Consider the following 12817-nt stretch of genomic DNA (forward strand, 5'->3'; position numbering starts at 1 on the left):
ACTCACTCCATTATTCTTGGCCCTGAGCTGTCACAATTCCTTCTTCGATGAGTTCATCCAAGGTATATTCAATAACACGTTCTTTTGATGGAATTTCTATTTGAATAACGCGATCAAGAATATTAAGACCAACCACATGCCCTCTTCCGTGTGGCGTTTTTACATGCTCGCCTAAATCCGGAAGCTCACGTTTTGCTTCTTCATATTCATCATTCTCATATTTTAGACAACACATAAGTCTTCCACATAAGCCAGATATTTTAGCTGGGTTGAGAGACAAGTTTTGATCTTTGGCCATCTTAATTGATACTGGTTCAAAATCCCCTAAAAAAGTAGAGCAACATAGCATTCTACCACAAGGTCCAATCCCACCTAGCATTTTTGCCTCATCACGAACACCAATTTGTCTTAGCTCGATTCGTGTTTTAAACATTGCAGCTAAATCTTTTACTAGTTCACGGAAATCAACACGTCCGTCAGCAGTAAAGTAAAAAATAATTTTATTACGGTCAAATGTATATTCTACATCGACTAAATTCATATCTAACACATGCTCTTCAATCTTCTTAGAGCAGGCGGCAAATGCTTGATCCGCATATTCTTTATTTTCCATTACGGTAAGCTTATCTTTCTCGTTCGCAATGCGAAGTACTTTCTTTAATGGCAGAACGACATCTTCCTCATCTACCATCTTATTCGCAATGACTACTTTACCAAACTCTATCCCTCTTACCGTTTCCACGATGACATAGCTATCCGTCTCTATGTCTAGGCCGGCAGGGTCAAAATAATATATCTTACCCGCTTTTTTAAAACGGACACCAATAACCCCTATCATCCTAGTTCACCTCTCTATTTGAAGTGTTAGCTGTTCCATCACAAGTGTTGGATGGACATTCTGCTTCAACTTTCTCTTTGCATCTAGCAAATCATGGAGGATCGTCGTTAATTTCTCCTGTGAAAAGTACATCCCCAAACGCTCTAATCGCTCCCCCTGCTGGAAAAAGGTTAGCGATTCAACATGATCCAGATGGTAATATAGAATATCTTTAAACGCTAAAAGCAATAAATCAATTCCTTGCTCTAGCTGTTTTCTTTCTTTAAAGGTAGAAAGCCAATGATTATGTATAAATAAATACACATCATTTGAATTATCTGTAAATGCTTCTACTAATTGTACCACTACTTTTCTAGCTACGGCAAACCACTCATCTTGACTCCACTCTAATGCCTCATCCAAATTATTCGTTAGTGCACTCATTAACCTGGCTGTTGCCTCATTTAATCCCGAATCTACTAACCTCTGTTGAAAATGCTCTGGATTTAACGGCTGCAGATCAATGATCTGGCAGCGGGAGCGGATGGTCGGTAAAATGGCTTGGCTATTCTCTGTCATCATGATAGCCGTTGTTTGTTTACTTGGTTCCTCTAAGAACTTTAAAATCCGATTTGCTGCGTTTGCTGTTAGGGTATCGGCACCCTTTATCATATAAACTTTCTGATCCGACTCAAGACCAGAATAGGTAAATTCCTTTTGTAAGTTTTTAATCTGCTCGATTTTAATCGATTGACCCTCTGGTTCAATCCAATGGACATCGGGATGATTGCGCGAATCAATCCGCTTACAATCCGTACACGTTAAACAAGGATCAGCTCCTGTCTTATTCCTACAGAATAGGACCTTCGCAATTAATACCGCAATATCTTCCTTACCAGTCCCACGTGCACCTTGGAGTAAATAAGCATGTGAAATCCGATTTTTCTTTATACTATTGGTAATAACCTTACAAACCATCGGCTGAATCTCAGCCACATCAGACCACGTCTCCATAAAAACCTTCCCTTACAACTAGTCCATTTCATTCGTATGTTTGTTTATTGGTAATGACGCAGTAAAAGGCTAAGCCTTTACGGATCGATACGTGCTTACCATTACTTCACCATACCAATTTACGTATATATGTTAACCAGTAGACCCTTAATCTCACCTATAAGTCCTAATAGATCTACTGTCTTTTTTTCCTGATTCATAATCTCTTCTGTAAGCTCTATTAACTTTTCATCAATCTCTTTCACTAACGTCAAATTCCGACTACTGCCTGTATAACTAAAGCTAAGCGACTTCTGTAAATCCAATCCATTCGAAACTGCTTCCTCTAAAAAACGTTTAATTAGCCGCTTAAACTTGACCAAATCCTTAAAAGAACGAAATCGTGCTAATCGGTCTCCTTGAACCGTAATATCACTCATTAATCTCTGAAGTTCTGCAGCTTGCATCTTTTGGGCTTGGGACTGAACAATGGACCCAAAAGATGGTTGATCTTGTTTCGCCGTACGAACACTTTTTTGAGAAGTATCAATCTGTTTTAGCATTTCTTGACTTATCTTCATCTGCTCAGCCCCCTTCCAAGTTCTAGTTTAGAATTGAAAAAATGATTCAATCGGCAATACAAATACTGTAGCTCCGCCAACCTCTACTTTAACAGGACGTGGAATATACGAATCTGCATTTCCACCCATTGGTGAAATAGGTGCTACCATCTGTTCGCGTTGAGAACAGTTTTCTTTGATGATTTGTAATACATCATCGACACGCTCATCCTCACAACCGATAATTAAAGTGGTATTCCCCTCTTTTAAAAATCCACCGGTCGTTGCAAGCTTGGTAGACTGATAATTATTTTTTCCAAGGGCATCTGTTAAGCGGTTGGAATCCTTATCTTGAATAACGGCCATAACTAATTTCATACGCTAACCTCCTTTCTTTACTCCATAGTATTTAAATATTGGGTTATTAATGATAGGCTGTCTTCCTCTACCTTTTCTATCGACTGATCGGCATTAATAACTTGAATTCTTTCTGGGAATCGCTTTACTAATAGCTGATAAGCCTCATAAACCTTTTCATGGAATTCTATTTCTTCTAGATCCAATCGATTTCTTTCTCTATCTTTATTAAGCGAGATTCTCTCCAAGCCTTTTCTCGGCTCAATATCAAAGAATAAGGTTAAATTAGGCATTGCATTCTGAATAGCGAATTGATTAATAGTAAACACTTCATCCATTCCTAATTCTCTCGCATAGCCCTGGTAAGCTAAGCTGCTATCAATAAAACGATCACATAGTACAATTTTTCCCTGTTCTAATGCTGGGAAAACCTTTTCTACTAAATGCTGTCTTCTTGCTGCTGCATATAATAATGCTTCTGTTCTTCCATCCATTGCTGTATGTGATGGATTAAGAATAATATTACGGATTTTTTCCGCTATATCAATACCACCGGGTTCACGTGTTTGAACCACGTCATACCCTAATTGTTGTAGCTTATCTGCTATAGAGTGAAGAATAGACGTTTTACCTGCTCCTTCGCCACCTTCAAACGTAATAAAATAACCGCTCACGTAATTTCTTCTCCTTTAGTTTTCAGCCAAAAACCTGGATGCCTTGCTCCATATCTTGATGCTGAATTGTTGCCCCTTGCTTTATTAAATGATGAATTAGTCTAATTTGTTCTTCCGTTATCCTTTCTCCTTTTAAAATAACAGGAATACCTGGTGGATACGGAATAATCGCTTCTGCCGCAATCAAGCCGATTGCCTGCTCTATTGGAACCTTTTTCTTGGGCAGACTATACATATCAAGATAGCTTACTGCTAGTTCTTTCATCGGTTCATGAAATAATGTACTTACCTCTATTGTAGCATGATTTGTCCTATATTTATATTGTTCGTTCATCGAATTTACTATTTTCTCAACCCGTGTAAACTGGTCAAATCCTTTTATTCCGTGAATGAGTAGTACCTGTGTATCTGTCGCTAACTCGGGATATACATGGTAATCTTCTAACACACTTGCTAAATCAAATCCAGACAGTCCTTTTCTTACTTGTAGCGTAATTTTCAATGGGTCATCACTTTCCACTATGTGCCAGTGCTTCCCTTTCTTCCATATATTCCGAAGTGTCTGAACCGACTCTAGTACACGTTGGATTTCATCACCTGATAAATTAGCTAGATAATGTCTCGCCATATCTAAAGAGGCCATTAATGGATAAGACGGACTACTCGATTGGATCATTTGTAAATAATGAGCAATTTGCTCCTTTGAAATATAAGATGATTGGACATGTAGGAACGAGGCCATCGTCATTGCAGGCGCCATCTTATGTGCCGATTGGACAACAACATCCGCTCCTAAAGCAAGTGCTGACGTTGGAAAAGGCTCCCCAAGTGAAAAATGGACCCCATGGGCTTCATCTACTAAGACCGGCAGCTCGTGCTCATGTGCGAAGTCAATCATTTCTTTTAAATCATAGGTTTTCCCAAAGTAATCCGGATAGGTTAATACGATCGCTTTAGCATCTGGGTGGGCCAGTATTGCTTCTTTCACTGTTCGAAAGCTTGGTGCTGTAAAACGTTCCACCGCTTCATTAAATACAGGACTAATCAATATCGGCTTCGCACCAGACAGCTCAAGGCCATTCATAATCGATTTATGGCTATTCCGCTGCACAATTATTTTATCGCCCGGTGCACAGGTAGCAAGTATCATAGCTAAATTACCGGCCGTACTCCCGCCGACTAAGAAAAAGGTATGATCAGCGCCAAAGTATTCTGCTGCAAGTCGTTGTGCCTCGTTAATAACCCCTTGTGGAGCATGTAAATCATCCAGCCCCGATAATTCGGTTAAATCGATTGGTAAAATCGATTTAAAATAAGGCTCTGCTGCTTTAGATAGAATGTCACCATGCTTATGTCCCGGAACATGAAAGGATAGCGGATTTTGTTTATTAAATGTAATTAATTGCTCTAGTAAAGGCATTGCTTGTTGATTCATCGGTCATTTCCCTTTCAAAAACTGATACCAATATCATAACAACTAAAAAAGCCTTTGCAAGAAATAATGCAAAGACCGATTTCACAATCTATGAAAAGAGTGAAGGTTGATTAATATTTTTTAGTTTTTGCAAATAATAATGGTATTTTTCCTCTCGAGGCTCTGTATGAATCATATTGTATTCACACTCCGTGCATATAAACATGTTGTATACATGTATCCCAAGTTCCTTCTTTTCCTCGCATATACCACAATGTTTTAATTCTACTATTCTTTGTTCCATGTTCCCCACCTCCGTTAAACTAGTAGCTAGTTTAACCAGAATAAACGGAAGCTATACTATAATTCTTTGAAACTTTTATCTTCAATTAGGGAAGAATAATCATATGAATTGCCGCAAGCGAAGCAAGTCCAAATAATCCCAGGAATCCAGATACAATCGCTGTGAATAAATTGATTGGAATATGCAATCCAAACGAGCCACCAATCACATTGAAGAAGAATAAAATTAAAATCCCGATTCCTAATTTAACCGTACCATGCGCAAGAAATCGCATCGGCTTAAATGAAGTACCAAAGAGAAGTAATAACACAATAACCCCAACCATGATAGAAATGACGATTGTCGGATTCACTTACATCAACTCCTTTAACTTGTCCCTTATATAAGTAAATATGATTGGAACGGTAAAAAAAGAACTAACTTAGTGGATATTGTAGAAAATACATAATTTCTCATCGTAGAAGGCTTTACTCCACTTGCAAAAATAATCAATTAATAAGGAATTATTGGAAAAATATTGATATAATAAATGGAATCAGGCCGCATCGTTTGATTTTTAAATGATGTGGCACTCATAAAAGCGGAGGTAACGTCCAATGGTGAAAAAATAATATGAGAAAATCTATATAATCTAACTTGATAATAAGCATGTAGATTTTCTCTTTTCGCAGATGATTAAAATGTAGAGGAGAAGGAACATGCTAAATAAATTAAATCAATCTATCTATTATTTAGATAACGACGATAATAAAGAAAGACCAACTTTAGGGCTGGTCTGTGGAGATAAATATAGTTTAGTAATAGATGCCGGAAATTCTGTTCAACATGCACAAGAATTTTTAAATGAAATTAAACGTCTACCTGTACCACCAGTAAAATATTTGGTCATTACCCATGGACATTGGGACCATTTTCTAGGGTTAAATGAGTTTGATTCTTCCATCATCATCGTAAATAACCGGACAAATGAATTTTTAACTACATGGCAAAACTATTCATTTGATGATGAATCGCTTCAAACATATGTAGACTCTAAATGGATGTCATCTAAATGTATGGAAATGATAAAAAGTGAAATACCAGCGAGAGAATCATTTAGATTACATGCTCCAGATATTATGTTTGAAAAGTCGCTTACTATTGACTTAGGGAACAAAGTTTGTGTACTTGAAAAAATTAGGAGTACTCATAGCAATGATTCAACGATTATTTATGTTCCTGATGATAAAGTGCTTTTCTTAGGAGATAGTGCTTATGGTACAACTACAAATGGTTTATTCCATATCAAACAATCACTTTTATTGCCTATGATCGAGGATATTCAAAAATATGATGCTAATTACTACTTACTCGGACATGAATCAATTTGTGATTTGGAGGAGATGAATCGCTATTGGAAAGAACTGATTTCCACCAGCAACGTAACCAATTCCACATCATTAGAAAAGGCCGTTGCGAATTTTGAGCTGGTGTATAGTAGGACTCCAAATTCTAATGAGCACTTCTTTTTAAAAGCATTTGTAAATGACCAACGAATTCATTCACAATAAAAATGAAACGTATCGGTATTTTATTTTAGCCAACTAAAAATCAGCTATCCGAACGACATCTAGTCGTACAGACAACATGCAAACAGAGCGCTCAAATTTTCTAAGCGCTCTGTTTTCGTTACTACTATATCTCATTTACTATATCGTATCGCACTAATATTTCGGTGCTTTGCCTCTTTTAATAAAAATAAATACTTCGACCGAGCTAGCTTTTCTGTGCTATTTCCCTCGAATGTCGGCTCTATGGAACGATCAATAAGAGATTTTATTTGTTTCCATTCCTTTTCGACGGAGAAAATAGCATCCAATAAAAGCTCATCGACCTCTCGCTTTTGCTTTTGCTTTCTCTTTTTTCCCACAAGTGTCACCTAACTTTACAGTTCTCTCCTACCCTCTAAAGCTTTTGACAATGTGACTTCATCTGCATATTCTAAATCGCCGCCAACCGGTAATCCGTGTGCAATTCTTGTTGTACGGATTCCAGAAGGTTTTACTAAACGCGAAATGTACATTGCAGTGGCTTCTCCCTCGATATTAGGATTGGTTGCCAAAATAATTTCATTCACTTGTTCATCCTTTAAACGATTTAACAAATCTGGAACATTTATGTCTTCAGGACCAATTCCATCCATTGGTGAAATGGCACCGTGAAGGACATGATATTTCCCATGGAATTCCTTCATCTTTTCCATTGCTATTACGTCCTTTGGATCCTGAACCACACAAATAACCGAATTATCCCGGGTTGTGTCCGAACATATAGCACATGGATCTTGATCCGTGATATGACCACAGATGGAGCAATGTGTTAGTTCGCGCTTAGCATTGACGAGTGAATTAGCAAACTCTAGTACATCATCATCTTTCATGTTTAATACAAAAAAAGCCAGACGAACAGCCGTCTTCGGCCCAATACCTGGCAATTTTGTAAAGCTGTCAATCAGCTTTGAAATTGGTTCTGGATAATACATGAAGTTTCCTCCTAGAATTAGAACATGCCTGGCATGTTTAATCCTTTGGTAAATTGTCCCATGGTTTCATTTGTTTTGTCATCCACTTGTTTAATCACATCATTTGTTGCTGCAAGAATTAAGTCTTGTAGCATTTCGATGTCGTCTGGATCTACTACTTCTTCTTTAATTTGAACATCGATAATTTCTTTTTTTCCGTTTGCTTTAACGGTAACCATGCCACCGCCAGCTGATGCTTCAAATTCCATTTCGAATAATTCTTCCTGTGCCTGCATCATTTTCTTTTGCATTTTTTGCATTTGTTTCATCATATTGCCCATATTTCCCATACCTTTCATGGAAAACGCCTCCTTTGATAGTTTAATTTTCAGCTCTTGGCCTGATCGTTGTCGTTAATCAACCTACGCAACAATCTAATCTAAAAAAGCCTCATGTTCAATCATGTATCTCAATCAAGTCATCCCCAAATAGCTTTCTTGCTTCATCGACGATTGGGTCGGTGTTCGTTTGTTCTGGGTTAGATGGTTCTTGATTATTAATATATTCACTTCGTAATTCTTGCCATGCATTATTCGGGATTGGAATAATGGTTAGTTGTTTATTTAATACACTTGTTAGTACAGATTCAACTAGCTCACGGTTATCTAAAAATAATGAACAGTGTATTTCGTATTTAAATGCAACAACAAGAGATGTCTCGGATGCTGCTGCCGGTTTCGAATCCTGAATGGTCGCATGTGCTGGTGCACTAGTTGTTTTTAATTTACTTAAGAAGTTTGCCCACACAGACTGAACTTCCTTTAGTGCCGGCTTTTCTGCTTCCTTCAGGACATTACGAATTCGCTCATATGGAATCTTATAGCTATTCTTAGATTTACCTGTTTGTGTTCTTCGTCTTTCAGGCTGCTGAGCTTTTGTTCCTGTATTTACTTGTGGTGGTGCTTGCTTCAAGTTGGTGATTTCTTTTTCCAGATTAGCGAGCTTTTGTGTTAATTGCATAACCGCTTCAGAGGAAACAGAATCCGTTGACTCTAGTTTATCCTGATAACGATTAGAAATGGTAATAATGGCAATCTCAATAAATACTTTCGGATTATTAGACCATTTCATTTCTTGCTGGGTTTGATTTAATTGCATAATAGCATGCTGAATCCAAGGCTCTGGTACACGTTCTGATAACTGCTTAAAGTCGTCATCGATAATAGCTCTTTCTAGTATCCCTTCAAGCGACGGGGCACTTTTGTACAGTAGTAGGTCCCGTAAGAAATAAATGATATCATAGACAAATCGAGCCGGGTCTTTTCCATTTTGAATAAGCTGATCTAACATTTTCAATGCTAATTGTACATTTTTCTCATGCATTGCCGCTACGATATCGGTTAGAATTTTTTGTGAAACACCACCGGTAACTGCTAGTACGTCCTCTAATTCGACCTGTTCATCACTATAGGAAATCGCTTGGTCAAGTATACTTAACGCATCACGCATTCCGCCTTCAGCAGCTAGAGCGACAGCATCTAATGCTTCCTTTGTCACCTTGACATCTTCTGCATCTATAATCGTTTGCATCCGCTCCACAATAGCTTGGTTGGAAATCGGCTTGAAGTCAAAACGCTGACATCTTGAAATAATCGTCAGTGGTATTTTATGTGGCTCTGTGGTTGCTAGTATAAACACGACATGCTTTGGTGGTTCCTCTAAGGTTTTCAGTAATGCATTAAATGCATTAACAGAAATCATGTGTACCTCATCAATGATATACACTTTATATGGGACAACACTAGAAGCATATTTCACGTTATCACGTATTTCCCTAATATCATCTACACTTGTATTAGAAGCTGCATCGATTTCAATGACATCAGAAATAGAACCGTCCTGAATGCCACGGCAGGCCGCACATTCATTACAAGGCTCTTTTACTGGGGCTTTTTCACAGTTAATGGTTTTGGCAAAAATCTTAGCTGCACTAGTCTTACCAGTTCCACGAGGGCCTGTAAATAAATAAGCATGTGAAAACTTCTGTTGCTCAATTGCATTTTGCAATGTTCTAGTTATGTGGCTTTGGCCTACAACGTCTCCAAAAGTCCTTGGGCGCCATACGCGATACAATGCTTGATAGCTCATAATTGATTCCCCTCTATGATTTCTACCTAATTATACCGATTTTAAGTTGGAATGTGAATGATAATGAAAAAGAAATCTAGTACTTAAGTAATTGGAAGTATTTTACTTGAGGATTGTAAAATGAGGTACGACAAAGCCCCTTGTACAAGACAAGAGGCTTTAAACTCATTATGTATGCCGTGCACCCAACGTCGATGAAGCGACCCCATGCGTTACTCAAGTTCATGGCTCAGTTTAGGTAACCCCACGGCACACAAGAATGACCACTTACTGCTGCTTCCTTCCGGACCTGACAGGGTTCGTGGGTTCCTGTTGCGCAGGACCTAAACGTCAACACCAATCCCTTGAGGCAGACCACACGGTCACTCACCTCGTGATGGGAATTCAGCCTCGCTACAGCGGATTGCGAGTTACAGGGCACCGCTACCTCCCCGCCTAGCACGGTAATATCCATTATAACATGTTAACCAAAAAAATCAATGGACTACTCTATAAGAATATTTTCCAGCTTATTGTTTTTTCCGCTCTCGTAAGGTTTTAAAAAAACTAGTCAGTAATTGACCACATTCCTCTTGCAGAATACCAGAACAAACCTCCACCTGATGGTTGAACCGGTTATCATCTAGCAAATTCATCAAGCTACCAGCACATCCTGCCTTGGGATCCTTAGCACCGTAAACCACCCGTTTGATTCTAGATTGAACAATAGCCCCTGCACACATTGGACAAGGTTCTAATGTCACATACAATGTGCAATCCTCCAAACGCCAGCTTCCGATTTTTTTATTGGCTTCTTGTATGGCAATCAACTCTGCGTGAGATAGCGTCTCCTGGGACAGTTCTCTCACATTGTATCCCGATGCAATGACCTCATCCTGATACACAATAATTGCTCCTATCGGTACCTCGTTTTTCTCTCTAGCCGTTTCCGCTTCTTTTATCGCCAGTTGCATATAATACGCATCATTCATGCTTATCACCGCTCTCTATCGACATCTGTATAATCTAGCCTTATTTTTACCATAATAACAACTCAAGACTATTAGGAGGTGTTCTATTGTTTGAATAACCAACTAGCGAATACTGCTGTACTTTTTATAGATTTAATCAATGATTTTAACTTTCATGGTGGTGAAAAACTTCGTGCCAACATGGAAGAAATTGTACCTAATCTATTGAAACTCAGACAATTTGCAGAAGAACATAACCTTCCTATTATTTATGTAAATGATCATTATCGGTTATGGCAATCCAATCCAGATATCATTATTCAGCATTGTACCAATGATGCCAATCAACATATTATCTTAAAGGTAAAACCAAAACCGAGTGATTACTTTCTCATTAAACCACAGCATTCTGCCTTTTTTCAAACGCCATTATTGTCTCTCCTCCGTGAGTTAGGTAAGACACATATCATCATGGCTGGTATTGCTGGAGATATATGTGTACTATTTTCAGCTAAGGATGCTTATATGTATCAATTTTCCATGCATATTCCGAAAAATTGTATGGCTTCGGAAGAGAAAGAAGGCAATGAATATGCATTGTATTTAATGAATACGGTCATGAAGGCTAATATCGACCCTATCTAAAAGCATAACGTACATGCTCCCTTCATAAAGTTGAATATAGATCATATTCAACTTTTTGAATGACTTTAAGGAGGGAGATTATGCAAATCCATGTTGTCTCACAAGGAGATTCCTTATATACCATTGCCAGTACATACGGCACAACAATCGATGCGCTCGTTAACGCAAATGAATTAGATACTCCAAATCAGTTAGTTGTTGGGCAAGCTTTAGTCATTCCAATTGCCGGACAGTTCTATTTCGTGCAACCTGGAGATAGCCTCTATACCATCGCACAGCGGTTTGGGATGAGCTATCAGGAACTTGCTCGTGTCAATAATATTTCCGTTAATGGGATTTTACCTGTAGGATTACGATTATATATTCCCCAAGGACCGAGACCTGAAATCATTTCCAATGCTTATATTGAGCCACTAGGTGGAACTGTATCAGAAGCATTAGAAAACGCCGCAAGAAAAAACGCCCCATATTTATCCTACTTGGCACCATTTAGCTATCAAGTCAATCGAGATGGCAGTTTAAATGCCCCACCACTAAATGATTTCAAACAAATTGCCGATGCCAATAACGCTAGTTTAATGATGGTGGTTACCAATCTAGAAGAAGGAGCTTTTAGTGCGGAACTAGGGCATATTATTGTCACCGTTCAAGCCGTACAAAATACGTTGTTAGACAATATTGTCAATACAGCCCGTCAAGTTGGATTTTCAGATGTGCATTTTGATTTTGAGTTTTTACCACCGGAAGATCGTGACGCCTATAATACTTTCTTAGCAACCGCAAAGGAACGTCTTTCCCAGGAGGGGCTACTCATGTCCACTGCCCTTGCTCCAAAAACTAGCGCTACACAAGAAGGGGCGTGGTATGAGGCGCATGATTATGCAGCCCACGGGGCAGTTGCAGACTTTGTGGTGCTCATGACCTATGAATGGGGATATAGTGGTGGACCTCCCATGGCAGTATCTCCGCTAGATCAAGTGCGTAGAGTAGTGGAATATGCGTTAACGGAAATGCCATCGAATAAAATATTACTAGGTCAAAACTTATATGGGTACGATTGGACATTACCATACGAACCAGGAGGAGAATATGCTCGTGCGGTAAGTCCACAACAAGCGATTGCCTTAGCTCGGCAGTATAATGCCTCCATTGAGTATGACACTACGGCGCAAGCACCACATTTCAACTATTGGGATGAGGAAGGTAATGAACATGAGGTATGGTTTGAGGATGCACGGTCCATCCAAGCAAAATTTGATTTGATTAAGGAGCTTAATTTACGAGGGATTAGCTATTGGAAGTTAGGTCTTGCATTCCCACAGAACTGGCTGTTGCTACAGGATAATTTTACGATTGCGAAGGATGATGAAGCGTAGTTGTTGTTCATGGTTAGCATCTAATAGAGTCTTGGTATCGAAGATTGTTTTCTACCTATAGTGGTTCCATCCGCACCCG

The 12817-nt window shown here is 38.7% G+C and carries 16 protein-coding genes and 1 other RNA gene; 3 read left to right on the forward strand and 14 right to left on the reverse strand.

Going from position 1 to position 12817, the window contains the following annotated elements:
• Positions 1–10: 10 nt before the first annotated feature.
• The 8 genes from KGF86_RS00255 to KGF86_RS00290 all read right to left on the reverse strand — a co-directional run bounded on the left by KGF86_RS00255 (position 11) and on the right by KGF86_RS00290 (position 5471).
• The gene (locus KGF86_RS00255; RefSeq protein WP_186871094.1) at positions 11–838 is read right to left on the reverse strand and encodes a PSP1 domain-containing protein; all 828 of its coding nucleotides are present in this window, start codon (positions 836–838) and stop codon (positions 11–13) included.
• 6 nt (positions 839–844) lie between these two features.
• Positions 845–1831: a DNA polymerase III subunit delta' gene (holB, locus tag KGF86_RS00260; RefSeq protein WP_211740779.1), complete on the reverse strand. Its 987-nt coding sequence runs from the start codon at positions 1829–1831 to the stop codon at positions 845–847.
• Between the two features lie 119 nt (positions 1832–1950).
• Positions 1951–2391, reverse strand: coding sequence for a YaaR family protein (locus KGF86_RS00265; protein WP_211740780.1), 441 nt, complete (start codon positions 2389–2391; stop codon positions 1951–1953).
• 27 nt (positions 2392–2418) lie between these two features.
• Entirely contained in the window at positions 2419–2748 is a 330-nt protein-coding gene (locus KGF86_RS00270) for a cyclic-di-AMP receptor (RefSeq protein ID WP_186871091.1), read from the reverse strand.
• Between the two features lie 17 nt (positions 2749–2765).
• Positions 2766–3401, reverse strand: a complete 636-nt coding sequence (tmk, locus tag KGF86_RS00275; protein ID WP_211740781.1) for a dTMP kinase — start codon at positions 3399–3401, stop codon at positions 2766–2768.
• Between the two features lie 22 nt (positions 3402–3423).
• Positions 3424–4836, reverse strand: coding sequence for an aminotransferase class I/II-fold pyridoxal phosphate-dependent enzyme (locus KGF86_RS00280; protein WP_211740782.1), 1413 nt, complete (start codon positions 4834–4836; stop codon positions 3424–3426).
• An 88-nt stretch (positions 4837–4924) separates the two neighbouring features.
• Positions 4925–5119, reverse strand: coding sequence for a sigma factor G inhibitor Gin (locus KGF86_RS19445; protein ID WP_211740783.1), 195 nt, complete (start codon positions 5117–5119; stop codon positions 4925–4927).
• 85 nt (positions 5120–5204) lie between these two features.
• Positions 5205–5471: a pro-sigmaK processing inhibitor BofA family protein gene (locus tag KGF86_RS00290; protein WP_211740784.1), complete on the reverse strand. Its 267-nt coding sequence runs from the start codon at positions 5469–5471 to the stop codon at positions 5205–5207.
• A 346-nt stretch (positions 5472–5817) separates the two neighbouring features.
• Between KGF86_RS00290 and KGF86_RS00295 the strand changes: the two genes are divergently transcribed.
• A complete protein-coding gene (locus KGF86_RS00295) occupies positions 5818–6669 on the forward strand; it encodes an MBL fold metallo-hydrolase (protein ID WP_211740785.1) in 852 nt (283 codons plus the stop codon).
• 131 nt (positions 6670–6800) lie between these two features.
• On the opposite strand, the gene KGF86_RS00300 is transcribed toward KGF86_RS00295, so the two are convergent.
• The 6 genes from KGF86_RS00300 to tadA form a co-directional block, all read right to left on the reverse strand.
• Positions 6801–7028, reverse strand: coding sequence for a YaaL family protein (locus KGF86_RS00300; RefSeq protein WP_211740786.1), 228 nt, complete (start codon positions 7026–7028; stop codon positions 6801–6803).
• 15 nt (positions 7029–7043) lie between these two features.
• Entirely contained in the window at positions 7044–7640 is a 597-nt protein-coding gene (recR, locus tag KGF86_RS00305; RefSeq protein ID WP_186871085.1) for a recombination mediator RecR, read from the reverse strand.
• A gap of 17 nt (positions 7641–7657) precedes the next feature.
• On the reverse strand, positions 7658–7978 hold the full coding sequence (locus KGF86_RS00310; protein WP_186871084.1) for a YbaB/EbfC family nucleoid-associated protein: 321 nt from the start codon (positions 7976–7978) through the stop codon (positions 7658–7660).
• Between the two features lie 97 nt (positions 7979–8075).
• Positions 8076–9767, reverse strand: a complete 1692-nt coding sequence (gene dnaX / locus KGF86_RS00315) for a DNA polymerase III subunit gamma/tau (protein ID WP_211740787.1) — start codon at positions 9765–9767, stop codon at positions 8076–8078.
• A 177-nt stretch (positions 9768–9944) separates the two neighbouring features.
• Positions 9945–10211, reverse strand: an RNA gene (gene ffs, locus KGF86_RS00320) — signal recognition particle sRNA large type.
• Positions 10212–10276: 65 nt separating this feature from the next.
• A complete protein-coding gene (gene tadA / locus KGF86_RS00325; RefSeq protein WP_186871082.1) occupies positions 10277–10738 on the reverse strand; it encodes a tRNA adenosine(34) deaminase TadA in 462 nt (153 codons plus the stop codon).
• Positions 10739–10828: 90 nt separating this feature from the next.
• Here tadA and KGF86_RS00330 point away from each other — a divergent pair, with 90 nt between their 5' ends.
• Complete coding sequence (locus tag KGF86_RS00330) at positions 10829–11362, forward strand: cysteine hydrolase family protein (RefSeq protein WP_186871081.1); 534 nt, start codon at positions 10829–10831, stop codon at positions 11360–11362.
• An 80-nt stretch (positions 11363–11442) separates the two neighbouring features.
• The gene (locus KGF86_RS00335) at positions 11443–12738 is read left to right on the forward strand and encodes a glycoside hydrolase family 18 protein (RefSeq protein ID WP_211740788.1); all 1296 of its coding nucleotides are present in this window, start codon (positions 11443–11445) and stop codon (positions 12736–12738) included.
• The last annotated feature ends 79 nt before the right edge of the window (positions 12739–12817 follow it).

The organism is Ornithinibacillus massiliensis, assembly GCF_018310345.1.
In the GTDB taxonomy this organism is placed as follows: domain Bacteria; phylum Bacillota; class Bacilli; order Bacillales; family Amphibacillaceae; genus Ornithinibacillus; species Ornithinibacillus massiliensis.